This window comes from Methylophilus sp. OH31 (assembly GCF_000576615.1).
Taxonomy (GTDB): domain Bacteria; phylum Pseudomonadota; class Gammaproteobacteria; order Burkholderiales; family Methylophilaceae; genus Methylophilus.
Genome location: NZ_BAUS01000011.1, coordinates 21,279 through 47,679, shown reverse-complemented (window position 1 = coordinate 47,679; position 26,401 = coordinate 21,279). Strand labels below are relative to the sequence as shown.

General features: G+C 49.5%; 22 protein-coding genes. 5 read left to right on the top strand and 17 right to left on the bottom strand.

Translation table 11 applies throughout. From position 1 onward, the window contains the following. Window positions 1–163: 163 nt before the first annotated feature. The 11 genes from OH31_RS12565 to OH31_RS12515 all read right to left on the bottom strand — a co-directional run bounded on the left by OH31_RS12565 (window position 164) and on the right by OH31_RS12515 (window position 13,256). Window positions 164–1,828: an EAL domain-containing protein gene (locus OH31_RS12565; RefSeq protein ID WP_024931000.1), complete on the bottom strand. Its 1,665-nt coding sequence runs from the start codon at window positions 1,826–1,828 to the stop codon at window positions 164–166. A gap of 175 nt (window positions 1,829–2,003) precedes the next feature. Further along, a complete protein-coding gene (locus tag OH31_RS12560) occupies window positions 2,004–2,282 on the bottom strand; it encodes a DUF2325 domain-containing protein (protein WP_019882674.1) in 279 nt (92 codons plus the stop codon). Window positions 2,283–2,350: 68 nt separating this feature from the next. Beyond that, window positions 2,351–3,358: a sulfate ABC transporter substrate-binding protein gene (locus OH31_RS12555; RefSeq protein WP_024930999.1), complete on the bottom strand. Its 1,008-nt coding sequence runs from the start codon at window positions 3,356–3,358 to the stop codon at window positions 2,351–2,353. Between the two features lie 15 nt (window positions 3,359–3,373). Further along, window positions 3,374–5,080 (bottom strand): alginate export family protein, encoded by a 1,707-nt coding sequence (locus OH31_RS12550; protein ID WP_024930998.1) that lies wholly within the window; start codon window positions 5,078–5,080, stop codon window positions 3,374–3,376. Between the two features lie 64 nt (window positions 5,081–5,144). After that, window positions 5,145–5,339 (bottom strand): YezD family protein, encoded by a 195-nt coding sequence (locus tag OH31_RS12545; protein ID WP_019882677.1) that lies wholly within the window; start codon window positions 5,337–5,339, stop codon window positions 5,145–5,147. Between the two features lie 158 nt (window positions 5,340–5,497). Next, complete coding sequence (locus OH31_RS12540) at window positions 5,498–6,964, bottom strand: porin (RefSeq protein WP_024930997.1); 1,467 nt, start codon at window positions 6,962–6,964, stop codon at window positions 5,498–5,500. Window positions 6,965–7,122: 158 nt separating this feature from the next. Continuing rightward, window positions 7,123–8,661, bottom strand: coding sequence for a lysine--tRNA ligase (lysS, locus tag OH31_RS12535; RefSeq protein ID WP_024930996.1), 1,539 nt, complete (start codon window positions 8,659–8,661; stop codon window positions 7,123–7,125). Window positions 8,662–8,713: 52 nt separating this feature from the next. After that, complete coding sequence (locus OH31_RS12530) at window positions 8,714–9,643, bottom strand: sensor histidine kinase KdpD (protein ID WP_242402286.1); 930 nt, start codon at window positions 9,641–9,643, stop codon at window positions 8,714–8,716. Between the two features lie 253 nt (window positions 9,644–9,896). Beyond that, window positions 9,897–10,577 (bottom strand): response regulator transcription factor, encoded by a 681-nt coding sequence (locus OH31_RS12525; protein WP_019882683.1) that lies wholly within the window; start codon window positions 10,575–10,577, stop codon window positions 9,897–9,899. A gap of 177 nt (window positions 10,578–10,754) precedes the next feature. Beyond that, on the bottom strand, window positions 10,755–11,327 hold the full coding sequence (locus OH31_RS12520; protein ID WP_019882684.1) for a hypothetical protein: 573 nt from the start codon (window positions 11,325–11,327) through the stop codon (window positions 10,755–10,757). 27 nt (window positions 11,328–11,354) lie between these two features. Next, on the bottom strand, window positions 11,355–13,256 hold the full coding sequence (locus tag OH31_RS12515; protein ID WP_024930994.1) for an ATP-binding cassette domain-containing protein: 1,902 nt from the start codon (window positions 13,254–13,256) through the stop codon (window positions 11,355–11,357). Between the two features lie 178 nt (window positions 13,257–13,434). Between OH31_RS12515 and OH31_RS12510 the strand changes: the two genes are divergently transcribed. The 3 genes from OH31_RS12510 to tldD all read left to right on the top strand — a co-directional run bounded on the left by OH31_RS12510 (window position 13,435) and on the right by tldD (window position 19,684). After that, window positions 13,435–17,277: a YhdP family protein gene (locus OH31_RS12510; RefSeq protein ID WP_024930993.1), complete on the top strand. Its 3,843-nt coding sequence runs from the start codon at window positions 13,435–13,437 to the stop codon at window positions 17,275–17,277. A 33-nt stretch (window positions 17,278–17,310) separates the two neighbouring features. Then, complete coding sequence (locus tag OH31_RS12505) at window positions 17,311–18,165, top strand: carbon-nitrogen hydrolase family protein (RefSeq protein ID WP_019882687.1); 855 nt, start codon at window positions 17,311–17,313, stop codon at window positions 18,163–18,165. A gap of 79 nt (window positions 18,166–18,244) precedes the next feature. Next, window positions 18,245–19,684, top strand: coding sequence for a metalloprotease TldD (gene tldD, locus OH31_RS12500; RefSeq protein WP_024930992.1), 1,440 nt, complete (start codon window positions 18,245–18,247; stop codon window positions 19,682–19,684). 53 nt (window positions 19,685–19,737) lie between these two features. Here tldD and OH31_RS12495 read toward each other — a convergent pair whose 3' ends face one another. Beyond that, window positions 19,738–20,904: a sugar MFS transporter gene (locus OH31_RS12495; protein WP_024930991.1), complete on the bottom strand. Its 1,167-nt coding sequence runs from the start codon at window positions 20,902–20,904 to the stop codon at window positions 19,738–19,740. Between the two features lie 264 nt (window positions 20,905–21,168). Between OH31_RS12495 and OH31_RS12485 the strand changes: the two genes are divergently transcribed. Beyond that, window positions 21,169–21,435, top strand: a complete 267-nt coding sequence (locus OH31_RS12485) for a DUF2934 domain-containing protein (protein ID WP_019882691.1) — start codon at window positions 21,169–21,171, stop codon at window positions 21,433–21,435. A 16-nt stretch (window positions 21,436–21,451) separates the two neighbouring features. Here OH31_RS12485 and OH31_RS12480 read toward each other — a convergent pair whose 3' ends face one another. The 4 genes from OH31_RS12480 to earP all read right to left on the bottom strand — a co-directional run bounded on the left by OH31_RS12480 (window position 21,452) and on the right by earP (window position 24,871). Next, window positions 21,452–22,441 (bottom strand): hypothetical protein, encoded by a 990-nt coding sequence (locus OH31_RS12480; protein ID WP_242402284.1) that lies wholly within the window; start codon window positions 22,439–22,441, stop codon window positions 21,452–21,454. 55 nt (window positions 22,442–22,496) lie between these two features. Beyond that, entirely contained in the window at window positions 22,497–22,973 is a 477-nt protein-coding gene (locus tag OH31_RS12475; protein WP_019882695.1) for a hypothetical protein, read from the bottom strand. A gap of 192 nt (window positions 22,974–23,165) precedes the next feature. Then, window positions 23,166–23,726, bottom strand: a complete 561-nt coding sequence (efp, locus tag OH31_RS12470) for an elongation factor P (protein WP_019882696.1) — start codon at window positions 23,724–23,726, stop codon at window positions 23,166–23,168. Between the two features lie 41 nt (window positions 23,727–23,767). Then, on the bottom strand, window positions 23,768–24,871 hold the full coding sequence (gene earP / locus OH31_RS12465) for an elongation factor P maturation arginine rhamnosyltransferase EarP (RefSeq protein WP_024930989.1): 1,104 nt from the start codon (window positions 24,869–24,871) through the stop codon (window positions 23,768–23,770). Window positions 24,872–25,115: 244 nt separating this feature from the next. Here earP and OH31_RS12460 point away from each other — a divergent pair, with 244 nt between their 5' ends. Next, window positions 25,116–25,739, top strand: coding sequence for a YceI family protein (locus OH31_RS12460; RefSeq protein ID WP_024930988.1), 624 nt, complete (start codon window positions 25,116–25,118; stop codon window positions 25,737–25,739). Window positions 25,740–25,816: 77 nt separating this feature from the next. Here the strand turns inward: OH31_RS12460 and OH31_RS12455 are convergent, their stop codons facing one another. Next, window positions 25,817–26,320, bottom strand: a complete 504-nt coding sequence (locus tag OH31_RS12455; protein WP_024930987.1) for a hypothetical protein — start codon at window positions 26,318–26,320, stop codon at window positions 25,817–25,819. Window positions 26,321–26,401: the final 81 nt, after the last annotated feature.

Below are 26,401 nucleotides of genomic sequence, written 5' to 3'. Positions count from 1 at the left end.
TGTTTTACTATAGGCGCAAGTACATTGAAATCAACATAAAAGAAAACAGGGTTTTATCATCCTTTAAATCAAATTAAATTGATACTCATGGATGATTCGCTATGGAACAGCGTGTTTTTATAAATAGGGCCACCTCAACAACAGGCATGGCCATCGCCACTGATTAAGTGCTTGCTGATGCAGTCTCTACGGGCAGATTGTTCGCCACCCATTGTTGTAAAGCCTGGGCTTCCAGCGGCCGGGCAAACAGAAAACCTTGTGCGATATCGCAGCCTATGCCTTTGAGAAAACCGGCCTGGGCTTCAGTTTCGATGCCTTCGGCAATAATACGGTAATCCAGGCTCTTGCCTAAGCTGACGATGGCCTGAATCACCGCCTCGGCCTTGTTATGGCCAGGCAATTCCATCACAAATGAACGGTCCACTTTTAAATAGTCGCCAGGAATATCGCGCAGGTAAGACAAGCACGAATATCCGGTGCCAAAATCGTCAATCGCCAGCTTGATACCCGCTTGTTTCAGGCGATGCATGATGCGGGCATTTTCACCATCATCCTGCACGAAAGAGCTTTCGGTGAGTTCCACCACCAGCCGCTGTGGTGGGAAGCCAGTTTCAGCCAGGATTTGTAAAATATCCTCTACCAGTGTGCCTGATTTGAGTTGCAGGGCGGAGACATTCACCGCCACTTCGATTTTGCCTAACACAGGGTCATGGTGCCATTGCGCAGCCTGTGTGCAAGCCGTGCGCATGACCCATTTGCCTAAAGGTACAATCAGGCCGGTCAATTCGGCCACCCGGATAAACTTTTCTGGAGAAATAATGCCTTTTTCCGGATGTCGCCAGCGTACCAGGGCCTCGACGCCTTTTAACTTGCCGGTATTGAAATCGACTTGTGGTTGATACACCATAAAGAACTGGTGACTATCCAACGCAGCTTCCAGTTGGCTGGCAAAGTCCATATCGGTCGCTGGCAACACTTGTTCATTGCTTTGCCCTTTGCGGTAATAGGTGACAGTCATCGTATAGACAATCGCTAAAATCGCTACTACAACCAAAGCAGGCAATGCGCGCATATTGTCTTCAAACTCAACACCGGCTCTGGCCAGCATAATGGCGAAAAAGCTTAAGAAAACGATACTGAAGCGTATCTGCTTGCCATTATCGTCCATCAGCAACAAGTAACTCATGGGCGGATGCGACGCGTGCCTGGCCAATAAACCAAAAGCGCACAACAAGCCGCTTAGGGTTGCCAGCGGCGGCATCAGGCCGTAAGGACGTGCAATGCCGCACAAAAACCCCAGTAGCGGAATCAATGGAATCATGACGGCGACGCACAAAATAGCCTGGCTGGTGGCTAGCCAGCCAGAACGCTGGAAGAGATAGGAAATGGCAATCAGACACGCCAGCAAAGCGCCTGAGGCATATTCCACCAGCCTCGAGTCTTGTTGCACCTGTATGTCATTCGCGATGCGCAGCAACTGCGCAGTATCGTTAAAGTCGGCGGCGTAAGGAGAAAGTTGCACCATGAACAAACTGATGGTGACCAGTGACATGGTGAGCATGGCCAGATTGGTGCGACCGTTTTCCAGCAGCAAATTGTAGCTGACCAGAATAAAGGTGAGATAAGTCAGTAATTGTGCCAGCCAGACATTGTTATCAACGTCTAACAGGTAATGCGGAAATCCCAGCAAGCCACAGACCATGCTGGCCATGGCCAAAAAATGGGTATTGTCCTGCACTTTACGCACAAGACGATGACGCATAAACTGCCGCTGCGTTATATTTTCGTTGAGTGGCGCTGCCAGTTCGCCAATCCCGGTTTGACTCATTATTTACCCTTTAACCGCTATCACTGCATCATTCTCTGCCACAAGCAAAAAAGATTCTTGAGTCAGGTCATTAAACCTTAAATCTCAATAGTGTTATCGGTTAAACAAACGGATAAATTTAGACCTAATTTAAAAAAAATTAATAATTATGGCCGGGGCATGGTAAAGCGCACGATCAGGCCGCCTCGAGCACGCGCTGCATGCCATCCGCGCTATTGCGTGTATATACGACCTTGAGGCCACGCTTGTGTGCCACATGCTTGATGCGGTACATCATGGAATGATTGAGCCAGCCGGTGACCAACACAATCACATTGACGTTTGCCGGTAGCTCGCGCTTGACGTCGCCAGGCTTCCTGCCGGTCCAGTGATCAATTTTATCGATCCCTTGTGCCTGCAATACCTGTTTGATGCCTTCAATACGGTCACCACCAATCACTAATGCTTTTGACATGAAACACTCTCCTTGTTGTAGAGAAAGAAAAAGGCATTGGGTAAATGCCTTTTTCTGTTGATCAAATCTTATTTCTGGTAAATCTCGTCAAACACGCCGCCATCGGCAAAATGTGTTTTCTGAGCCTTTTGCCAGCCGCCAAACACATCGTCAATCTTGATCAAATTGACCTTTGGAAACTGTTTTTCGTATTTCTTGGCGACAGACTCCAGGGTTGGGCGGTAGTAATTCTTCGCCGCAATTTCCTGGCCTTCTTCACTATACAAATACTGCAAATATGCTTCTGCCACGGCTTGCGTATTGTGGCGCTTGACGTTTTTGTCGACCACCGTCACAGGCGGCTCAGCCAAAATCGACAAGGATGGCACCACGATATCGAACTTGTCCGGGCCCAACTCTTTCTGCGCCAGGAAAGCCTCGTTCTCCCATGCCAGCAACACATCACCAATGCCGCGTTCGACAAATGTGGTGGTTGAGCCACGGGCACCGCTATCCAGCACCGGCACGTTTTTAAACAGCTTTTTCAGGAAGTCTTTGGCCTTGGCATCGTCGTTATTGTTCTGCTTGAGTGCATAAGCATAAGCAGCTAGGTAGTTCCAGCGTGCACCACCCGAGGTTTTCGGGTTAGGTGTAATCACCGAAGTCCCTGGTTTCACCAGATCATTCCAGTCCTTGATATTTTTCGGGTTGCCTTTACGCACCAGAAACACAATGGTGGAGGTATAAGGTGAGCTGTTATGCGGCAGACGTTTTTGCCAGTCTGGCCCAAACAAACGGCCTTTGCTGCCCACTTCGTCAATGTCGTAAGACAATGCCAGTGTCACCACATCCGCCTGCAAACCATCGATTACTGAACGCGCCTGCTTGCCGGAGCCACCGTGTGATTGCTTGATAATCACATTGTCGCCTGTTTTGGCTTTCCAGTACTTGGCAAATGCATCGTTGTAGTCTTGGTACAACTCACGGGTCGGGTCGTATGACACATTGAGCAGGTTCACATCGGCAGCCCCAGACAATAATGGGAATGTCAGGGTGAGCGCCAGTAAAGCATGTTTTAAACTATGATTGAATCTCATCATATTCCCTTGTTATTAGAAGCCGTATAAAGTCAGCTCGGTATAGAAGAAGTTGGACGTATCGGAACGATTGGCTTGCCCCGCAACCAGGCGTGACGTTGTCTTCACAAAATCGCCAGCCCAGAAGTGCGCATAACCCAGATTCAAAGCAGCATACTGACTCAATGGGAAACGAACTCTTAAATCGAACTCTTTACCTAAGTCCCTGCCAGCATTACCCGTGACATCCTGCAAATTGTTACCTGCTGCCCAACGGTCTGTTGCGCTATCCAGGCGATACCAGCTAAAGCCTGTATCTACTTTCACATTATCCAAAAATGGCACTTTAGGATCGAACTCTGCACGTATTTTGGCTGCGCGAATATTATTCATTTGAATATAGTCATTATTAGACCAAGGACGTGCAAACCCGAACAAACGGTCAAAACCCTGATTGTCGGAAGTATCCGTCGCAGTCGTACCAGAGACTTTATCGCCGCTCGCTACGCCATAAGAACCGCTGAAACGTGGTTTCCATGAATGCTTGTTAAAGGTATAGCCAACTTCTGCGGTATAGGCATAAGCATCGTGATCAACATTGATATAGCGGCCTGTTGCCAAACTGCCAGTATAGCGTTGCACTTCACCCCATTGTTTGCTGTAGCTCGCGTCATAGTCCCATTGTGTTCCTGGAACCACACCATACACGCGCACACCACCGGTGTTAATCTCACGATCAATACTAGCTCTTGTCTGTTGTATCGCTGTGTAAACACTGCGGTCACTATATGCGGTACCGTTACCGTCATACTCAACCCTGTTACCATTCTGCTTCAGGTAAAAGTAATAAGGCTGAATCGTCACATAGTCAGACCAGCCGCGCCAGTCACCCACCAGGCCGTAAAATTTCTGGGCATGATCAACTTGGTCCAATTGGTTGGCAAAGCGCTGTACCGGTTGTACGGCAAAAGCTTCCAACTGCCAGTCATTTTTCTTTTCGCCGATATTGGCACGGATACCCTGGAAAGTATTGGTCGTGTTGCGCCACTCGTTACGTGCGATCAAACGACGATCCAGATCTTCCCAAGCCAGACGACCACCACGTACCCAGAATGGACGATTGTTACCCAGGTCATCTTTGCCAAAAATACTTTCTTTGAAATACAGTTCCAGATAGGCCTGTAAAAAGTCAGCATGGTCAATATCTTTTGGGTCGTTGGATAAACGACGATCAGTACTATCATTGTAATCACTGTGATTACGACGGGAATCCTGCACTTCAACCGCGAAACGGAACGGGTCTAAAATGTTTTTCAGGCCCAAATAAGCGCGTGAACGCAACAGGAGTGGATCATCAATATTTTCTTGCGCACGGCGAAAATCGTTTTGACGGCTTTCGTAACGGGCGCGATATTCAAAGCCAATGTCCAGCCAGTCAACATCAGCAAAACTGTCGTAATCTTTCAACCATGTTTTGTTTAATTGTTTTACGTATCTTGGTGGCTCGGTTTCTTTTTGTGTGCCATAACTACGGCGCTCAACATAATAGCCACTTGCTGCTTTGGCAGCCGCTTTTTCTTCAGCCTTGATTTCTTCCAGGCGTGCTTTTACTTTCTTTTGTTGCTCAGCATCCTCTACTTGTGTCTCGGCCAGCTGTACCTCTTCTGCCGCCGCGGCCACGCCATTACCCAGCCACCACACACCTGCGGTTGCCAGTGCAAGGCTTAATTTCTTTAACTGCATGTATTATCTCCCGTTAATTAATGACTTCCAGCAGCCTGGTCAGTGCTCAGTAAAATCTTATCAACTACTTCTTGGGTTTTATCTGGTGATCAAAGCGCACTTTCTCACGCCGTTCAATTTGCGTCACCCGCCCATCATGTACTGTAATTTCAATAGAACCATAACCGGTATCCTTCTGCACAGCCGCAATGGCCGCCGCAACAATCGCCAACAAGGCTTCGTCAGCTTGTGTTTCCGGTTTGTTTAATACTGTAGACATGATGCCCCTCACTGCATTGAATGAAGGGCATTATTTCAGACTATTTATATTTTAAAAAATAATTATTCGTTATTTTTATATTACTTTTAACTATATATGAAATAAAAAAAATCCCGCAAGGCTGCGGGATTTCAATTTAAGTTTTGATACGGTTGTTATTAGAAGTTGTATTGCAGTTGTACGCGCAACGCTTCTGCTTTGAAGTTATCGTAATCTTCCCTGGCTGGCAGATTATTTGCAGCACTCGCGGTTGCACGGTTACCTGTCACGAGGTTAGTACGATTCATTCGGTGGTAGACAGCTGTCAACTCAACCTCTGGTGCCAGTTGCCACTCCAAACCGAACTCCCAGTCATTGACATGGTTTTCAGGTGAGTTAGTTTCCGCTTTGTTATAGCCATCAAAGTACTGCCATTTGATAAACGGAATCAATGTGCCATTGGTACTCAAGAACTGGAAGTTATCGATTTTATACATGGCTTGTACATAACCACCGTTCAGGCTTTTCTTTTCAATCACGTTTTTCGTAATGTCCAGACCCGGTGTGTTACCCCAGTTCCACTCGGCCTGAATACCAAAAGGCTGTGGGTACATGATAAAGCTGATACCTACGCGCTCGTCTTCAATACCGTTTCGGCCTGAAAGAGGCGTGCCAGTGCCCAAGGTAGGCGCTGGAGAAGATGCCAATACGCCAGTCACAGGGTTGCGGCGGCTGTAATTGCCAGTGGTTGAAATGTAGTCGCCTTTATAAGCTTGAATGCCTGCTTCGTAGATCTGGCCACTTTGTGTTTTCCATGGGTAAGTCAGACGTGAAACCACATGGTAGTTGTCGTTCTGGTCACGGGCGTTAGCGCCTTGGCCGTTATACAAGCCCAACGCAAACATACCGTAGTTGCCGGAGTGTTTGAGGCCACTCTTGTTGATTTCTTCAAACAAAGCCTGGATATTGGTTGGTGTGTAGTAGTAGAACGCACCCAGGTCACGCTCATCGCGCACCGCACTGTTCAAGGCATCGTTACGGTCTAATGCCAGGCGGTTTGAACTTGACTGCAGGTTTTCAAAACCATATGGCACTTTGGATTGACCTACGCGTACACGGTGTACACGCTCTTTATCAATATAAACATCGCCATAGGCATCACGCAGCTGGGCAAAGTTACCGGCACCACTCGCATTAGAGTTGGATGTACCGCCCACAGAGCTAGCGAAATCTGGCTGGATGTAGTAGCTCAGGTGATCACCATAATCACCAAAAATGATGATACGCGCACGGCGGATCAAGAAGTTCTTATCTGCATCACCCAATGAGTGGTCATCACCTACGGAGCGGTCTGACCACAGGTTAACCCCTTCATCGCCACCCAGCATCTGGGTATTGCGAACCTGCACATAGCCACGCATATTGACACGGCTAGTCCAGCTCTTGCTTTCTTTCTTTTTCTGCACTTCAACTTCATTAGTACGGCCCTTCATCAACAAAGCGCCTTCTTCTTCAGTCAAAACACCTTTGCTAATCAGCGCCTGAACCAGATCAGTCGTTGAATCAGCATACGATACAGACGTCAAACCTGTTAACAGACCACCGGCCAAGGTTGCCATCAACAAACGACGAAACTTCAAATTCATTTTTATCCCCTGTTATAAGATTACATGTGTGTATCCGGGACGTATTTTGAATTTTCAATATGACAGTTTGATGACAAACCTTACACATTTCTTACAAGCAGACTACTAGTAACAAAAAAGCCACCCTTACTGGGTGGCTCTATGTTACTTTGATGAGTTTAGCTCTCTGCACGCATGTGTGGGAACAGAATCACATCACGTATGCTCGGGCTATCGGTAATCAGCATCACCAGGCGGTCAATGCCAATGCCGCAACCACCGGTCGGCGGCATGCCATATTCCAAAGCACGGATAAAATCCGCATCGTAGTACATGGCTTCCTGGTCACCCGCCTCTTTGGCTTTCATTTGCGCATGGAAGCGCGCTGCCTGGTCTTCAGCATCGTTCAACTCGCTAAAGCCATTGGCCATTTCGCGGCCAGTGATAAACAGCTCAAACCGTTCGGTGATTTCAGGCTGCTTATCTGAAGCACGTGCCAGCGGTGAGACCTCCACCGGGTAATCGATAATATAAGTAGGCTGCCACAGTTGGCTTTCTGCTGTTTCTTCAAACAGGGATAACTGCAATGAGCCCAGGCCTGCGTGAGCAAATGGTTTCACGCCAAACTTCAATAACTCTTGACGGATAAAGTCAGCGTCATTGAGTTGCGCCAGCGTATATTGCGGCGCATATTTCTGGATCGCGCCCACAATGGTCAAACGCTCAAACGGCTTGCTTAAATCCACTTCTTTGCCAGCGTAGCTCAACACCGCAGTGCCGTTCGCGGCAATCGCTGCGGCACGGATACATTGCTCGGTAAAGTCCATCAGCCATTGATAGTCTGTGTAGGCCGCGTAGAACTCCATCATGGTGAACTCAGGATTATGGCGAACGCTGAGGCCTTCATTACGGAAGTTACGGTTGATTTCAAATACACGCTCAAAGCCGCCGACAATCAGCCGCTTCAAATAAAGCTCTGGCGCAATGCGCATAAACATCTGCATATCTAATGCATTGTGATGCGTGACAAACGGTTTGGCTGACGCACCACCAGGAATCGGGTGCAGCATAGGTGTTTCAACCTCGAGAAACTCGTTGTCATTCATAAACTGACGAATCGCCGCCACCACTTTTGAGCGTGCCTTAAACGTGGCGCGGGTTTCTTCAGACGTGATCAAATCGACATAACGCTGACGATATTTGATTTCCTGATCTTGCAAACCATGAAATTTTTCCGGCAATGGGCGCAGTGACTTGGTGAGTAAACGCAACTCAGTGACATGTACAGAAAGCTCGCCAGTGCGGGTTTTAAACAAACGTCCGCGCGCACCCAGAATGTCGCCCATGTCCCAGTGCTTAAAGCTCTCGTAGAGCGCTTCACCGATTTCATCACGTGCGACATACAATTGAATACGTGCGGTGCTGTCCTGAATCGTTGCAAAACTGGCTTTGCCCATCACACGTTTCAGCATCATGCGACCAGCAACCACAACGACGATCTCTTGCGGATCCAGCGTTTCTTTCTCGCTGGCAGCATACGTCTCTTGCAAAACAGCCGCTTTATGCTCAGGCTTAAAGTCGTTAGGAAAAGTAGCCACTTGTGCTGATTGCGCTTGTTCGCGCAGCAAGCGCAACTTTTCGCGACGCTCTGCAATCACGTGGTTCTCATCAACGACTGACTCTGTCGCGCTGTCTGGGTTGGAGTGTTGTGCTGTCATAAAGTATCCGGCAATCTTCTGCGTTATTCGTAAACCCGCTATTTTAGCATTGTTACATCCAATTTTTGGACTCTTGATCGCTAGGTGCCTCATGCTTTTCAGGCAAATGGATACGTATCATAAAACCATGCGGATTAAGATTGGTTGCGTTGACAAAACCACCATGCGCCTCAACGATATGCTTGGTCATCGCCAGGCCAATGCCATGCCCATCCACTTGTGATGCGCGACGACCGCGTACAAATGGCCTGAAAATCTGCTCCAGCTCCTGCGGTTCCACGCCCTGGCCTTGATCCTGCACTTCCAGAATCACCTCTCCCGTGCGTGCGCTGTGTTGCAATTCAATCGCCACCACGCCATTCTCCGGACCATATTTCACGGCATTGCGGATCACATTATCGATCGCACGCTGCAGCAACTCCAGCTGGCCATCTACCACTACAGCATCTGCTGGCATCTCGAGATGCAGCTTGGCTTCATGCTTCTCAAAGAGCACATCGCCCACAATACCGGTCAATAGCCCTTTTAAATCCACCTCAGTTTTTTGCAGCTTTTGCATGCCTGATTCAAAACGAAAGATTTCCAGCAACTCGGAGATCATGCGCTCCATGCGCACAGCTTCCAGCTCCACACGCTGTAAAGAGCTTTGCATTTTTTTGGGATTCTGCATCACCAGGCCCACCGACATCTGTATCCTGGCCAGTGGCGAGCGTAGCTCATGGGAAACATGGTGCAGCATTTTGGACTGGCTTTTGATCATATTATTGAGGCGTAATGCCATCAAATCAAACGCTTCACCAAGCTCAGCAAACTCATCATGGCTGGCCTTGATTTTAGGGCTGACCCTGACTAGCAGATCGCCTTCTGCGGCACTCTTTAAATGCTCAAGCAACAACTTGATGGGATGCGAAATAGACCAGGCCAGGACGCCGGCAAAAATCGTGCTGGAGATAAGGCTGTATATCAAAACAGAGAAAGGCAAACTAAAAAGTTGCCTCTCAGTCCAGCGTTGGTCGGTCTTGGCGGAGAGTGGTTCAGCCTTTAACGCGTTTGGCGTTGTCTCACAGCTGCTTCCAGACGAACAAATCTGCGAGACTTCATGATGCTCAGGTGTTTGTTGATGGGCCTGCCACTCGATAATATTACCAACGATAAGATCGGTGGAGACGAGCGCCAGAAAAAATGCTAAAAATAACTTCCAGAACAGGCGCCCCATAACCCTCGCATTAAATCACTTACTCTCTAACAAGTTGATATCCGACGCGGTAAATGGTTTGTATCACATTCACACCGCCAGATACTTCTGATATTTTTTGACGGATACTGCTCAAATGCACGTCAATACTACGGTCATACTTCACTAGCGGACGTCCCAGTGCCTTAATGGACAAATCTTCTTTGCTGACGATAGTACCTGCATGTTTAGCCAGAATTTCAATCAGGCTAAATTCGGTGCTGGTAAACACAATCGGCTTATCCACCCAAAACACTTTTCTACGTTCACTGGAAACCACCAGTTGGCCAACCACGATATCGTTGCCTTTTGGCGTGTCACTGGTGTGACGACGCAAAATCGCACGAATTCTGGCAACCAACTCTCTTGGCAGACAAGGTTTCTGCACGTAGTCATCCGCGCCGCCTTCCAAACCTTCAATGCGGCCCTCGTTGTCGTCTTTAGCCGTGAGCATCAGCACAGGAATATCAGAATGTTGTCTGACATTCCGTAACGTCTGCAATCCGTCCTGACCTGGCATCATTACATCAAGAATCACCAAGTCGAATTTACCGGCAAGCACGTATTGCTCACCCGTCAATCCATCATGCGCAGTCGTCACCGCAAAGCCCTCTTGCGTCAGAAACTCCTTCAGCATATTGGCTAATTCAACATCATCGTCAATCAACAGCAGCTTGCTCATTTATGTCCTTTTTTAAAAGATAACACAAGGCTTATCCTAATATTTAGCCTCGGAATATTATGAACAATTAAATTGATTAACAAGCGTAAATGGCCTAACTTTACCCAAGTTTTCAAACTGTATCAAAAATGTTAAACAATTTTAAAGTATACATTAAAGTTTTATGATGCTAAATGGCTAATCAGCCGTAAATGCCTCACACAACTGACTCAGCAATTGCCCAAACAGTGGCAATACATCTTCCGCGCTATGCGGGCTGTCATCATCAGTGGTCGCAATCATATAACTAATGGTCACTTTATCCAGATTTTCCCGGTATTCCTGCCAATGCTCAGATTCTGCTTCGGCAATCAGTTTAAATTTATGAAAACCGGATTCGATAATCTCGGCCAGCATTTCTGGCGCAAGCCCGTCAAACAAGGTTTTACCGATTGTAATTTGTGCCCTATCGTAGTCGGGCTGCAGCCCTTCCTGCGTCAGCGGCATAAACAAGAAGGCGTAGACCATCAAGCCAAAGCATTGATACACGCCTAGCATGTCAAAATCATTTTGCAATTCTTCTGCCGGGTGACGATCCGCAGACTGAATCGCTTTAAAAGTTAAAAAACTCGCCAGATAATGCACCGAGTCTTCGACATCCCCATTAGCAAAAGCGGCCACGGCTTGCGCCTCTGACTGGCCCCCAGCATGCGTCTGCGCCTGACACAGCTGATGCATGAATCTCAAACGCTCTTCATAAGTCATTTCCATGATGATCCCTTTATTAATATCGTCGTGTTACTCAATCTCAGGCAGTGCTTCCAGTTTTTCCTGCACATCCAGCCACTGCTCCTCGATCGAATCGAGTTGTTTTTGATGCTCACCTTGCGCAATCAATAAGGCCTGCAATGTTTCACGTTGCCCGACATCGTAAATCGCACTATCAGCCAGGCGGTGTTCAACGTCCTGCTTTTCTTGCGTGAGCTTGGTCAATTGGGTTTCCAGTGCAGCCAGCGTTTTGAGCAAAGGCCTGCGCTCTACCAGGCGTGCCTGCCTGTCAGCTTTTTGCTGATGATAGCTATTCTGCTTGACTGCCGCAGGTCGACTCGCAGCGACTTCTGCTTGCGCTGTCTTCAGCAAAGATACTTTGTAATCTTCCAGGTCGCCATCAAACACACTGGCCTGGCCATCAGCCACCAACACAAATTTTTCGCAACAAGTGGCAAGCAGCGTGCGATCGTGCGACACCATCACCATGCCGCCCTCATATGCCTGCAAAGCCATGGACAAAGCGTGCCGCATTTCAATATCCAGATGGTTGGTCGGCTCATCCAGCAAAATCAGGTTAGGCCGCTGCCAGATCAGCATGGCCAATGCCAGGCGTGATTTTTCGCCACCAGAAAATGGTCCGCAAGCTGCTTTGGCCATTTCACCCCTGAAATCAAAACCGCCTAAAAAATCTAACAATTCCTGTTCTCTCGCAGTGGCATCCAGCCGCTGCAAATGTTGCAACGGTGAGTCACTGGCAACCAGTTGTTCAAGCTGGTGCTGAGCAAAATAGCCTATACGCAAATCCTTGCCTTCCACCCGTTCGCCCGACAACAGGGTTGCTGACTGTGCCAGCGCTTTAATCAAGGTGGATTTACCAGCACCATTTTTACCCAGCAAGCCAATACGTTCGCCAGGACGAATTGCCAGATGCTCAAGTTTCACCAGGGTTTGTCCCGCATAACCCAGTGCGACCCGATTCATCACCAATAAGGGATCCGGCGCTGAACCCAGGTCACGAAAACTGAAACTGAAGGGAGAGTCTACGTGCGCGGCACTGATGCGCTCCATGCGCTCAAGCGCCTTGATACGGCTTTGCGCCTGGCGTGCCTTGGTCGCCTGTGCGCGAAAACGATCAATGTATTTCTGCAAATGCGCCATTTGCTGCTGTTGCTTTTGGTAACTGGCTTGCTGCAATGTCAGTTTTTCAGCCCGCTGGCGCTCAAAATCGCTATAGCCGCCACGATATAAAGTGAGCTGCTGTTGTTCGATATGCAGGATATGATTGACGGTATTATCGAGGAATTCCCTATCATGCGAAATGAGCAGCAAGGTACCACGATAAGCGCTCAGCCAGCCCTCCAGCCAGATCACGGCTTCAATATCCAGGTGATTGGTCGGCTCATCCAGCAGTAACAAATCCGAACGGCACATTAACGCGCGCGCCAGGTTGAGGCGCATGCGCCAGCCACCTGAAAAATCGCTGACTGGGCGGCTCAACTGTGATTGAGAAAAGCCCAGACCGGCCAATAAGGCACTGGCCCTGGCTTCTGCGCTATAGCCGTCAATATCCGCCAATCGCTGATGCCACTCGGCGACATGTAACGGGTCATGGCTTTCGCCAGCGTCGGCTTGCGCAAGCTTTACTTGCAAAGTGCGCAGCTCTTCATCACCATCCAGGGTATATTCGAGTGCAGATTGCGTTAGCGCGGGCGTTTCCTGTGCCACATGCGCAATCACCCATTGCGGTGGCATCAGCAACTCACCCACATCTGCCGTGAGCTCACCACGCAGTAAAGCAAACAAGGTCGACTTACCAGCACCATTGGCGCCGGTAAGGCCGACGCGATGCCCCGGATGCAACTGAAAACTGGCCGCTTCGACCAGCGTTTTACCTGCCCTGGAAAAAGTCAGTTGTTTAAACTGAATCACTGACAATCACTTTCATTTAAAAACGAAATTGCAAAAGAGTGGCATTTTAAACGAATCATTCATGCTCATGCTGAATAATTCCGCAGTCAACAGGCAGTTCTGCTGCGGCTGCGCAACTGTTTTCGAGTAAAATGGTCAGTTATAGCTAAATCACCCTCAACCCTTGTTCAACGCCCTTATGCCTCTGCAAAAAATCAAACGCTGGCTGGTTTCACTCATGATTGTTATTTTTGTCATGCTGGCAGGCATTATTGGCGTCATTCAGTTCTATGTGTTTCCACATATTGATGACTACAGAGGCCGCATTGAGCAAGCGCTGAGCCAATCGCTCAAACAGCAAGTCACCATCGCCCACATTGGCATTCGCTGGCGCGGCCTAGCACCACAAGTGACACTGGGCAAGGTCACTGTGTTTGATACCGAGCACCGCCCTGCGCTTGAGTTATCGCAAGTGACTACCCGCTTGTCGTGGAGCAGCCTGGTGCTGCTTTCGCCTTCATTGGTCAGCCTCAGCATAGACGCGCCTAACTTAGTCATCAGGCGTACAGTCAATGGTGAGCTGTTTCTAGCGGGCATCTCCATGTCAGGGCAAGGCAACCCGGCCTTTGCCAACTGGCTGCTGGCGCAACGGCGCATCAAAATCTCTCACGCTACAATCACCTGGCTAGACGAACAACGCCAGGCGCCGCCCCTATTGCTGGAGGATTTGAATATTGAAATATTAACGCCAGTCTGGCAGCGCCTGCTGCACCGTCATAGCATCCATATCGACAGCCTGGTCTCAACCGGGACAAAGCAGCGCATCACCCTGGAATCAGTCGTGGTCGGTCATGATGTGGCTAAACCTGAAGCATGGCATGGCGAAATTTCGCTACGTTTGCCAGAAACCGATTTAGCCGCCTGGAGCCCCTGGTTAGACCTGCCACTCAAGGTGAATACGGGCAAAGGCAACCTGACCACCACGCTGGCATTCGACGCACTGCAATTGCAACGCCTGGCTGCGCAAGTGCAACTGAGCGATGTAGCAGTCAAACCCGCTAATGAGCCACAAACCTTTGTCGCCAAAACCGTGGCTGGCGAGTTGCGCTGGCAACGTGTTGAGCAACGCTTTATGGTCACGCTCAAGCACTTTTCTGCCAACGTCCAGCCTGGTTTGGTACTAGAGGATAGCAATGGTGAGCTGCAATGGGATGACAAAGGCCATGAAGGCACAATCACGGTTAAAAAATTCAGCCTGACCCAAGGCAATTTATTTGCGCAATGGTTACCGCCTGACTCAAAAATAGCAACATACCTGGAAAATATGGCGCCCGCAGGCAATGCCTCTCAAATCAAAGCGCGCTGGCTATATCAACAAGATCAGTGGCGTGATTATGCCGTCGAGGCCAAATTCAATGCGCTGCACACGCAAGCTTATGCCAGCATTCCTGGCCTGGATAACTGGTCTGGGCAATTATCACTACACCCCAATGCAGGCAGCGTGGAACTGGATACCAGCAAGGCGACTATTGAGCTGGCTGGCCTGCTACGCTGGCCATTACCCATAGACCGTTTGCAGGGTGAAGTGGAGTGGAGTCATAACGGCCAGAAAACCTTGATCAGCACCCGCAACTTGCAGTTTAGTAACCCTCACCTGGCCTTGCGCACCAATATGGAATACCAGTTAGGCGCAGCAGGCGGCGACACCATACAACTACAAAGCCAAATCGAGCGTGGCGATGCAAAGTTTGCGCCGTTTTACTACCCCTTGATTCTGGGTGAAACGACCTTGCACTGGCTGGATAGCTCGATTCTCGGTGGCCAAATCCGGCGTGGTGAAGTAATCGTCAAAGGCCGGGTCAGTGACTTCCCTTACGTCAATCAGGCCCAGCAATCTGATCCCTCCCTGGGCCTATTCCGTGTGACGGCTCAAGTAGACCGCGCCAGCCTGGAATATGGCACTGACTGGCCAGTGATCCAAAATATCGACGCCTTTCTCAAGTTTGAGGGCAAGCGCATGGATATCGCAGTTAAAAACGGCAGCACGGTCGGCCAGCACATTACGCAAGCACAGGTCGAGATTCCGCTACTGGATGCCGACTGGCCTATGCTTAACGTCAAAGCGGCAGCCACCGGTACCGTCGAGCAAGGTGTGAAGTTCGTCAACACCAGTCCGGTAAGACAAGTCACTATGGGCTTTACCGACTTTTTGAAAACCACAGGCAATGCAGAACTTAAACTGGCATTGCAAGTGCCCCTTAACGATGTCGACGCCAGCCAGTTTCAAGGCGATTACAACATCAAAAATGGGCATATTGCCGCCAACCCGCAAATTGCCATGCCGGAAATGAGCAATATCAATGGCCATTTAAAATTCAACGAAAAAGGCCTGCAAGCGCAAGGCATACAGTTATCGATGTTTGATAATCCTGCCAGCGTCAGCCTGAGTACCCGATCTGATAAATCTGTGATTATTCAGGGCAGTGGCCGCATCACCGATGCTGCGCTCAAAAAACTGGATAACAACCCGATTACCCGCGCTTTGCACGGTACGACGGACTGGAAAAGCAATCTGTTGATCCAGGCGCCGAATATCCGACTGGATATCCGCTCACAGTTGATCGGCATGGCGATTGACCTGCCAGAACCCGCAAAGAAAAGCGTAGAGACCCCCGCCAGCCTGACGATACGTTTTCGCCAGGAAAGCAACCAGCCAGACAAAATCGCTATTCATTACAACGACTGGATTCATGCCAACTTTTTGCGTAATGCGAATAGCCCAGCCGCTGTCAGTGCCGGTGAAATTGCGATCAACACGCCGCCTCGTTTACCCACGGCGGATGGCATTAATTTGCGCGCAGACTTTCAAAAACTGAACGTGGATGAGTGGTTAGCCTACCTCAACCAGGGTAGTGGCAACCAGGCTGCGGAGTCATCCTCACTGGCATTGAATCAAATAGAACTGACTGCGGGCACCCTGCATGTGTTTGACCGCAACTTGCATCAAATCAAGCTGAATATTGCGCCAGACAATGATCGACTCAAGCTGGCGATACAAAGCCAGGAACTGGCAGGCGATGCAGACTGGATTTCAGGTAAACCCAGCAAACTGGTGGCTAAACTGAACTACCTGCGTATTCCACGCAGCATGGACACCGATAACAACACCAATCCGACAGAAGTCCGTCGCCTGGACATGACTTACCCTGAACTGGACATCACCGCACAAGATTTTCAGTTTGGCGACAAACAATTGGGCAGCCTGGATTTAAAAGCCTATAACAGCGGTGAAAGCTGGGTCATACAGCGCATGAACATCAGCAACAGCGATAGCCAGCTCTCAGCCGACGGCACCTGGCGTAACTCGGTACGCAGCCCGCAAACCATGCTCAAATTCAACCTGACTTCAAGCAATCTGGGCAAAACCTTGCAACGTTTTCAACCAGGTGGCGAAATGGTGAAAGGCGGCACCGGTAATATGAATGGTCAGTTGGGCTGGCCAGGCAGTCCGCATGAGTTCGCCGTGGAAAGACTGGATGGTAACTTCACCATGCAACTGGAAAAAGGCCAGATTTTGAAAGTGCAGCCAGGCGTTGGACGCTTGCTGGGCTTATTGAGTTTGCAAAGCCTGCCACGTCGTTTAACACTAGACTTCCGCGACCTGTTTAGCGAAGGCTTCGCGTTTGACAAGATCAACTCTACCGCCAATATCAAGGACGGCATTTTGCGTAGTGATGACTTGTTTATGACCGGCCCGGCTGCTGAGGCCAGAATCAAAGGTGAAACCAATTTAAAAACGGAAACGCAACGCCTGCGGGTGAAAGTCGTGCCACATATTAGCGACTCGGTTTCCCTGGCGGCGCTGGCGGGTGGGCCGATTGTCGGCGTAGCTGCGTTTGTCGCACAAAAATTACTCAAGGACCCGCTTAACAAAATCAGTGCCAGTGAGTATATGATTACAGGCACCTGGGATAATCCGCAAGAGGCAGAGGTTGATAAAAAGGCCCCTGCACCTGCTCAACCCTTGAAAACGCTGCACTAATGACCACATTATTATTTCAACGGAAAACTTGCCATGGCAGAGAAAAAAACTAAAAAACTGAAATCAGCCGCCAATGATGACATTGTCAAAGTGGCCGCGGTTCAAATGGCGTCCAGCCCTAATGTGGCTGCCAATTTGGTAGAAGCCAAACGCCTGATTGAAATGGCCGCCAAAGCTGGTGCCAAACTGGTCGTGCTGCCAGAGTATTTTTGCATCATGGGCCTCAAGGATTTTGACAAAGTCACTATCCGCGAAAAACCGGATGATGGCCCGATTCAGCAGTTTTTGAGCAAAACAGCCAAGGCCTTTAAACTCTGGATTGTTGCAGGCAGTGTGCCACTCGAAAGCAATTATGCCAACAAAGTGCGTAACAGTTGCCTGGTCTACAACGACAAGGGCGAGCAAGTCGCGCGCTATGACAAAATCCACTTGTTCGGTTTGGACATGGGCACCGAACATTACCATGAAGAAAACACCATAGAGCCAGGCGATACCGTAGTAACGGTGGACACGCCGTTTGGCCGCATCGGCCTCTCTATTTGCTACGATTTGCGCTTCCCGGAGCTGTTCCGTGCCATGGGCGACGTTGACATGATCGTGGTGCCATCGGCCTTTACCGAAACCACAGGCAAAGCGCATTGGGAAACACTGGTACGTGCACGTGCAGTAGAAAACCTCAGTTATGTGATTGCTTCAGCCCAGGGCGGCTACCATTTGTCTGGCCGCGAAACACACGGCAACAGCATGATTGTAGATCCGTGGGGCGTGGTGCTGGACCGCCTGCCACGTGGCTCTGGCATTGTGGTGGCCAACGTCAACCGCAACTATATTAAAAACCTGCGCCAGAGCTTGCCTGCGCTCAAACACAAAACCATTAAGGCGATTTAATGAAAACACTGAGCGCCATGCTGGCACTCTTTGCTTCAGATTGACTCCAACACTCACGATTAAAACAAGTGACTTAACTATGCAAACGCTACTCACCACTGCCAACGACTTGCTACTCCGCCCGGCCGGATTGGACCACAGCGCTTTAACCAATGTATTGTCCGGCATGATGACGCACAACATCGACTACGCCGATTTGTATTTTCAATACAGCCGTAGCGAATCGTGGGGCCTGGAAGAAGGTCAGGTCAAATCCGGCAGCTTCAATATCGATCAGGGCGTGGGCGTACGCGCAGTCAGTGGTGAAAAAACCGCCTTTGCCTATTCTGACGACATCCACCTCGACGCCTTGCAACAGGCGGCACAGGCCACGCGCGCCATTGCCAACCTGGGCCAGGAAAAAACCGGTCACAGCATTATCACCCGCAGCCATACGCCGCTCTACTTACCGCAAGACCCGATTGCCAGCCTGAGCGCAGATGCCAAGGTCAAACTACTGGAGAAACTCGAGCGTTATGCCAAGGCGCAAGACCCACGTATCACGCAAGTAATGGCGTCCATTGCCGCAGAATATGAAGTCGTATTAGTCGCACGCAGTGATGGCGTGATGGCTGGCGATGTCAGGCCCTTAGTGCGTTTATCCTTGCAAGTGATTGCCGAGCACAACGGCCGCCGCGAGCAAGGTTCCAGCGGTGGTGGTGGTCGTTTCGATTACAGCTACTTCACCGATGAAGTATTACAAGACTACGCCCAAAAAGCTGCGCATCAGGCGCTGGTCAACCTGGAAGCACGCCCTGCCCCGGCTGGCAGTATGACAGTTGTACTCGGCAACGGCTGGCCAGGCATTTTGTTGCACGAAGCCATTGGCCACGGCCTGGAAGGTGACTTCAACCGCAAAGGCAGCAGCGCCTTCAGCAATATGATCGGCCAACAAGTCGCCGCCAAAGGCATCACCATCGTCGACGACGGCACGATACAGGATCGCCGTGGCTCGCTGACCATGGACGATGAAGGTAACGCGCCACAAAACACCGTGCTCATTGAAGACGGCATCCTGCGCGGCTACATACAAGACACGCTCAATGCCAGACTGATGGGCATGGGCCTCACCGGCAATGCGCGTCGCGAGAGCTATGCGCATATCCCTATGCCCCGCATGACTAATACCTATATGCTCAATGGCGACAAAGACCCGCAAGAGATCATCAAATCGGTGAAAAAAGGCCTCTACGCAGCTAACTTTGGTGGTGGCCAGGTCGATATCACCAGCGGCAAATTCGTGTTTAGTGCCGCCGAAGCCTATATGATCGAAGACGGCAAAATTACCTACCCAGTCAAAGGCGCCACCCTGATTGGTAATGGGCCAGATGTGCTGACCAAAGTCAGCATGATCGGTAATGACATGACACTGGATAGCGGCGTTGGCACCTGCGGTAAAGAAGGCCAGAGCGTGCCGGTAGGCGTTGGGCAACCAACATTGAAAATTGATGGATTGACGGTAGGCGGCACGTCAGCCTAATATCTATCAGAGAGTAAAAAAGCTGCCTAAAGGGCAGCTTTTTTATTTAGTCGTTAACGGGCTTTGAGATGATTCACTCCCAGCCACGCAATATAACCATAACACAATACCGGCAACACGAACGCATGATGCAAGCCTATGCGATCGGCCAACAACCCAGTCAACAACGGCACCACCGCGCCACCCAAAATGGCAGTGGCCAGCAGGCCTGAGCCCTTTTTCTCCTGACCGGGCTTGAGGCTTTTAATACCCAGTGTAAAAATGGTCGGAAACATAATGGAGTTGCACAAACCGACCAGCACCATGCTGACGACAGCCAGCATGCCGGCCGTGTTCATGGAGTAAATAATCAAAATAATCGCCAGTATTGCATGCACACTGAGCACTTTAGCCGGGGCAAATGCCTTGAGCGTAAAAATACCAATAAAACGCCCCAGCATGGCGCCGCCCCAGTACAGCGCAATCAATGATGCGGCTTCTGCCTCCGGCATCTGTGTCAGCTCTTTAATGTAGTTGACCAGAAAACTACCAATCGCGACCTCGGCACCGACATAGCAAAAAATACCCACCATGCCTAACATCAGTCCACGGTCAGCCAGCACCTCACGCCAGAGACTCTCATCCTTTTCTGCGCTGTCCATTCCGGCCAGATTCAGGCGCGACAACACAAGAGCAATCGCCACCAGCACGCCAGCAATGAACAAATAAGGATAAACCACGCCTTCTGCATGGCTGGAATGTGCCAGTGCAGAAAGGATGAAATAAGCACCAAAGAAAGGCGCAATAAAAGTACCTAACGAATTAAACGCTTGCGCCATGGTCAGGCGTGAAGAAGCTGTCTCTTTAGGACCGATCACTGACACGCATGGGTTAGCCGCCACTTGCAGCAATACAATACCAGAGGCCAGCACAAACAAAGCGCCGAGGAACAAGGGATAAGCATGCAATGCCACTGCCGGATAAAATAGCAGACAGCCTAATGCCGCCAGTGAGAATCCAATCACCATGCCGGTTTGGTAACCGACCTTTTCAATCAGATTGCTAAACGGGATTGACGTCAGGCCATAGGCCGCAAAAAAACAAAACTGCACCAGCGCAGCCTGGCTGTAACTCAAGTCGAAAACCGCTTTGAGATACGGCACCAGGATATCGTTTAGACAGGTAATAAAGCCCATCATAAAGAACAATATAATCAGTGAGGTGAGTGCTTTTTTATACATAGCGTCTTTCAAATTAAATCAGCGAGTAACTACAGCATAAATGCCGTGGCTTTGGAAGTTGCTTTTGGTGCAATGCCCTTTTTTAAGCTTGATGCGGCCAATAATTCAACCTCAAACACAAAAATGAACCGGTCGAATTTAATCCACATCAAATCGAATGCCGATTTAGGCTTGACGCTGGGCATAGCTCCCTCTTAATATAGCTTTACAGCGACCACAAGTCGACGCTATTTCATTTAACTCTAGACCACGGAGAATTATTGTATGGCAGCTACCAAAACCACGGCATCATCCGCTAAAAAAACCACCTCCGCAAAAAAAGCAGCACCCAAGCCAGCTTCAGACAAATCAGCAAAACCGGCAGTGACGCGCAAGAAAACCGTTAAACCTGCGATTATCACCAGTGAAGAACGTTACAAAATGATTGAGGTTGCGGCCTACTATATTGCCGAAAAAAAAGGCTTTGGCCATTCCCATATGGACTATTGGTTAGAGGCTGAGCAAGAGATTAATGCCAAATTGAATGCCTGATTGCCAGACTGGCTATTTATTGAGGCTGGCGCGTACGTGGCAGCAACGGTGCCGAAGTGAACTGGATATCGGCACCGCTATGCTGCGCATATTGTAAGAACCCCAGCACTTCGGGGTGGCTCAAGCGCAAACCATAAGCAATGTAAGGGTATTCGGAGAGTGGCACCTGCTTCTGGAAGAACGGCCAATGAGCACTCGGGTTGTAAAAACGCTCGACCAGGCTGGTAATCGCCAATAGTTCGTATTGGCCCAGGGCATTGAGCACCAGCCATGGCCCGCCTGAGTCACCGAGCGTAGGCATGGCAATCGTATGGTCATATTGGTCCATTTCATTCAGGCGATTCACGGCCAGCAAGGCCTTCTCGGCATGTACCAGTTCTTGTGTATACGCAAACTGGGTTTGCGCTTGCAGATGTAGCATCTCATCCATCTCGCGGTATGCTTTAGGTAATACCTGATAAAAGTCGGATAAATCACGCACAGGTTTACGTTCACCGCAACGCGGATGCCGCGTATCGGCTTCGCCATACCCTCGCCCATAACCGCAAATCATCAACAGGTCAGGCAAGGCATCGTCAAGCCGAATGCGTAAAGGCTGTATCAGGCTGGTCACTTTTGCCTCAAACACCAGCACGGCAACGTCTTGGGTTAAATCCTCTGCAACCACCTCAAACGGCCGGTAAAAGGCCTGTTTCAGGCTAATATCTTCTATGCCCAGCAGCTCAGGCTGCGCAATAGAAAGCATAGGCAAGCTCATGGCGCCGGTCAAACGCACCTCTTTCAGGCAATGCGCGGCCGTAATGAGTGTCAGTGGTTTGAGGCCCACAATCGCGGCACTACAAATCGAATCGTAATACTCCCACTTCTCTGCCGAGTGCAAAAAATGGGCATGCTGAACACTTAACTTGACGGTGGAAATAGCCATTCCCGGAAATGTCAGCCCATGAATAATGGCCTGACTGGAATGCCCGATTGTCAGCCCCATACAGACTACTAACACGGGCATCACTCGCCTGAGCAGCTTTATGCTCACCTGCCGCATTTGCCTGAGCCAATCCGCTTCAGCGCAGACTTCTACTCGCGTTATTTTTTAACTCAATGGGCCCAAAACAGCTTGCGAGCGAAGGGTCATCGTTATCACAGGAAATAAAACTGCTGCCATCTGGTTTAAATAACAAAAAACTGGTTTGCTCGCTATTCACTTCCGACGTTTGCCGGGTGCAATCCTGCGCTTTGTTACTGAGCGTTACCCGATGATTCAGCTTGAAAAACCCATGTTCATTCGGCTGTGGCGTCACCTCATAATGCGCTTCCAGTTGTTCATCGCCACTGGTAAACACGGCGCTGCCATCCTCTTTAAACCAATAGCTTTCCAAACAGCCAGTCTCAGGCAGTCGCGATTCCCAATAACCGATCACAGGGTGTTTGAGTGATCGTGGATCTGCTTCAGCGATCACTTGCATGCTGGCCAACAAGGCACAACAAGCAAACAATGATTTCAGAACAGTGTGTTTTTCATTGACTCGCTGATAACGCATTGCATCCCCCAAGGTTGAAATGATGTAAAGCTGTCAGCGATTGTCATTGAAAAAAATTAACGGCAAATAGTGAATGATTCCCTACGATAGCCACAATACTTCCCTGCCTCAAGCATCCGCCTTTACGCGCGTCATCGGCAGGCAATAAAAAACCCCGGAAAACCGGGGTTTTGGGCGCCGATTCAGGCTGAATTACTTCATGACACGGTTACGGTATTCACCAGTACGGGTATCGATCTCAATTCTGTCGCCCTGGCTCACAAACAGTGGCACCGGGATTTCAAAACCAGTCGCAATCTTGGCTGGTTTCATGACTTTACCTGACGTATCGCCTTTTACAGCTGGCTCGGTGTAAGTGATTTCACGCACAACGGTGGTTGGCAATTCGATAGAAATGGCTTTACCGTCATAGAAACGCACTTCACATGGCATACCATCTTCCAGGTATGGCAGCGCATCTTCCATAAACTCGGCATCCACGTCGTACTGGTTATACTCAGCGTCCATAAATACGTAGGTTGGATCCGCAAAGTAGGAGTAAGTCACTTCTTTCTTTTCCAGTACGATCACATCAAACTTGTCTTGTGCGCTATAAACGTTTTCGCTTGGCGCTTCAGTCAACAGGTTTTTCATTTTCATTTTCACCACAGCCGCATTACGGCCGGATTTGTTGTATTCGGTTTTTACAACTACCATCGGGTCGTTGCCAATCATCACTACGTTGCCAACGCGGAGGTCTTGAGCGATTTTCATAAATAAGCCTTAATTTGTATGCGGGATTTGAAAGCGCGGAATTATACCCGATGTGCACGACATTTCTCAATAAAAATCACCAAGTTAGTCGCCAGGTCAGCCTGCTTGGATTGGGTCACTTTAAAGGCATGGGCGTGCTGCGTAAACTGCGGCAGCACGGCTAGCAAAGACGGCCAATGGGCGGCTTGCCAATCCCCTTGGGCCCACGCCAGCATGGCATGATGGATGACGTCGCGGAGTGCCGCATCAGCCTGCGCCAGATAATGTGCCATAAACGCGTTGAGTTTTAACAGATGCGTGTCTTCGCTTTGCTGATAAGGCAGCCAGATCATCGGCTTGCCCGCCCATAAGGCACGAATCCAGCTATCTTCACCGCGCACGAAGTTAAAGTCGCACAAGCAAAGCAAACGGTCGTAATCAGTTTGCGACAAAAACGGAATCACCAAAAATTCGCATTGTTCGTGCTGGATGCGCTCACCTACCTGCACATTGTTTACGCCAAGCACAGCAGCCAACATGGGGGCTACTGTCTGTGGCACCAATACACGTACAGGTACAGTTGAAATCTGCAAGCTTTCCACCAGCGCAGCCAATGGCGCATGTGCATAACAAAATAACGATACAGTGAGCTGATCAGGGGCTGGCGCCAAGCCTAAATCATGCCACGCAGCGCTGGCTTGCAATCCAGGCAAACTAGCTTCACGGAGTAGCCCCCCTGTCGTCGGGGTAAAGCCAGGATAAAAGAAATGACGCACCAGGCCATTGGCTTGCGGCGAAGGTTGCGCGTGAAAACTGTCAACCCAGCTTTCTGCTGATAAATAATCAACGTTGACCCAAATCGAGCGCTGGCCGAGCATGTGTTGCTGGTAAGTCTCAGGTAAACCGCAGCCAAACGTTTCTATCACCACATCGGCCGCTTGTGAAAAGTCAGCACTTTCGGACCAATGCTGCAACTGGATACGCGCATGCCCTGCACCCGCAAACTGCTGCGCCAGCGCCAGATCATCTACCCACAAACGCATACTGATTTCGTATTCATCGGCCAGTTGGCGCGCCAGCCGCCAGCACACGCCTATATCGCCAAAGTTATCGACGACCTTGCAAAAAATATCCCACGTGAATGTTGTTTGTGCTGGACGAGTCATCTGGCAAAAGCATTGATACCGCTAAAAAGTCATTGATTGTATCTTAATTCATGTAACGGATAACCATATGGCGTCATGCTCGGTGCCAAAGTACAAGCCTTTATTTAAGCGACTGGCAGACCTATCCCCTGCTTAATTTCACTACACCTGTTGCAATTGATAATGATTATCATTACTATAAATAAGCGAGTAATCGCAATCCATGACGATATTAACCAGATCAAAAATAAGGCAGGAAATTGATATGAATATGTGGCAAGCACGTGCATTAACAGCAATTATCGGCAGTTTATTAAGCAGCGCAGTATGGGCGAATAGCTGTACTTACACCCCAGATGAAAAAAGCTTTAAATTCTCCTTCACCGCATTTGGTGCGCCAGACAAATCCTATGTCGTGACCAAGAATACCTTTAAAAAATATCAACTGGCCTCTGCCACCGGCAAGCTCGAAGGCGCGACCATTGAGATCGACAGCACCTCTCTGGATACCTCAAATGATTTAAATAATGGCAAGGGCGGCACCTGGGATCCAGCACTGGCAACCATCCGCAATATGAATGTCGTGACTGGCCTGTTCAAAAACTTTGCCAACCCGGGCAAGATTACCGCCAAAATTGAGAAAATCCAGGGTAATGACTTACAGTTGGCTGTCACCATGAATGACGTGACCAAAGTGGTGCCGATGAAGATTACTGAGAAAAATGGTCATTTACTCGCCAAAGGTACGCTGGATATTATCAAGGACTTCAATGGCGGCAGTGCTTTTGAAAAGTTCGGGCGCATTTGTACCCAGGCCTTCCATCAAGGCAAGACCTGGACCGATGTCGATATTGAGTTTGAAGTAGATGCAAAGAAAAGCTGCAAGTAAAAAAGCAGAAAGCAAGCACTAAAAGGCAAAGCCCCTATCGACGATGACCAGGGGCTTTGTTGACGCGATCATAAACACTATTCAGTCAGTACAGTCGCCATTTCAGCTGTTTTTAACCAGGTCAGTTGCAACACCTTGGCATCAGTAGAAGCTCTATGCTGCTGCAATGCGAAGGCGTCACGTATGGATTGCTTGGTCTCATGCCAGACGGCCTGTTGCTCAGGAGTCAAGGTGACACTTAAATCTTCCAGCTTAAAGCGCGGACTGAAGCCAGCGGCTTCATACAGGCTATGTAACCAGACAAAATCCTGGTACCAGCCATCGGTATACACGGTTTGACCAGCAAACACACGGTTCAGGTGCGTTGCAATTTCCTTTGCAGTTTGACCATTTGCCTCTAATGACTGCCGGGACTGTTGGTGCAGTTTTTCAGCCTCTTTATCCCAATGCAGCCAGTCAGCATGTGGTTGCACCTGTGCACTCCATACGTCGCCATTCGCATCGACGTAGCCAATCTCGACCGGGTAACTACCCACGCCGAAACCTGAAGCTTCAATATCTAATATGACTGGTGGAACCATCAATGCTGACCTGTGTGTATCTCTCTATCAATTAATCTGCGACTGCATGCAACTTAGGTTTATCTGGCTATTCAACGGCAC

Bases quoted from the DNA above. Each gene is read 5' to 3' on its own strand.
- OH31_RS12565 (WP_024931000.1), bottom strand. From the start codon at position 1,828: ATGAGTCAAACCGGGATTGGCGAACTGGCAGCGCCACTCAACGAAAAT.
- OH31_RS12560 (WP_019882674.1), bottom strand. From the start codon at position 2,282: ATGTCAAAAGCATTAGTGATTGGTGGTGACCGTATTGAAGGCATCAAA.
- OH31_RS12555 (WP_024930999.1), bottom strand. From the start codon at position 3,358: ATGAGATTCAATCATAGTTTAAAACATGCTTTACTGGCGCTCACCCTG.
- OH31_RS12550 (WP_024930998.1), bottom strand. From the start codon at position 5,080: ATGCAGTTAAAGAAATTAAGCCTTGCACTGGCAACCGCAGGTGTGTGG.
- OH31_RS12545 (WP_019882677.1), bottom strand. From the start codon at position 5,339: ATGTCTACAGTATTAAACAAACCGGAAACACAAGCTGACGAAGCCTTG.
- OH31_RS12540 (WP_024930997.1), bottom strand. From the start codon at position 6,964: ATGAATTTGAAGTTTCGTCGTTTGTTGATGGCAACCTTGGCCGGTGGT.
- lysS (WP_024930996.1), bottom strand. From the start codon at position 8,661: ATGACAGCACAACACTCCAACCCAGACAGCGCGACAGAGTCAGTCGTT.
- OH31_RS12525 (WP_019882683.1), bottom strand. From the start codon at position 10,577: ATGAGCAAGCTGCTGTTGATTGACGATGATGTTGAATTAGCCAATATG.
- OH31_RS12520 (WP_019882684.1), bottom strand. From the start codon at position 11,327: ATGGAAATGACTTATGAAGAGCGTTTGAGATTCATGCATCAGCTGTGT.
- OH31_RS12510 (WP_024930993.1), top strand. From the start codon at position 13,435: ATGCCTCTGCAAAAAATCAAACGCTGGCTGGTTTCACTCATGATTGTT.
- OH31_RS12505 (WP_019882687.1), top strand. From the start codon at position 17,311: ATGGCAGAGAAAAAAACTAAAAAACTGAAATCAGCCGCCAATGATGAC.
- tldD (WP_024930992.1), top strand. From the start codon at position 18,245: ATGCAAACGCTACTCACCACTGCCAACGACTTGCTACTCCGCCCGGCC.
- OH31_RS12495 (WP_024930991.1), bottom strand. From the start codon at position 20,904: ATGTATAAAAAAGCACTCACCTCACTGATTATATTGTTCTTTATGATG.
- OH31_RS12485 (WP_019882691.1), top strand. From the start codon at position 21,169: ATGGCAGCTACCAAAACCACGGCATCATCCGCTAAAAAAACCACCTCC.
- OH31_RS12480 (WP_242402284.1), bottom strand. From the start codon at position 22,441: ATGCCCGTGTTAGTAGTCTGTATGGGGCTGACAATCGGGCATTCCAGT.
- OH31_RS12475 (WP_019882695.1), bottom strand. From the start codon at position 22,973: ATGCGTTATCAGCGAGTCAATGAAAAACACACTGTTCTGAAATCATTG.
- efp (WP_019882696.1), bottom strand. From the start codon at position 23,726: ATGAAAATCGCTCAAGACCTCCGCGTTGGCAACGTAGTGATGATTGGC.
- earP (WP_024930989.1), bottom strand. From the start codon at position 24,871: ATGACTCGTCCAGCACAAACAACATTCACGTGGGATATTTTTTGCAAG.
- OH31_RS12460 (WP_024930988.1), top strand. From the start codon at position 25,116: ATGAATATGTGGCAAGCACGTGCATTAACAGCAATTATCGGCAGTTTA.
- OH31_RS12455 (WP_024930987.1), bottom strand. From the start codon at position 26,320: ATGGTTCCACCAGTCATATTAGATATTGAAGCTTCAGGTTTCGGCGTG.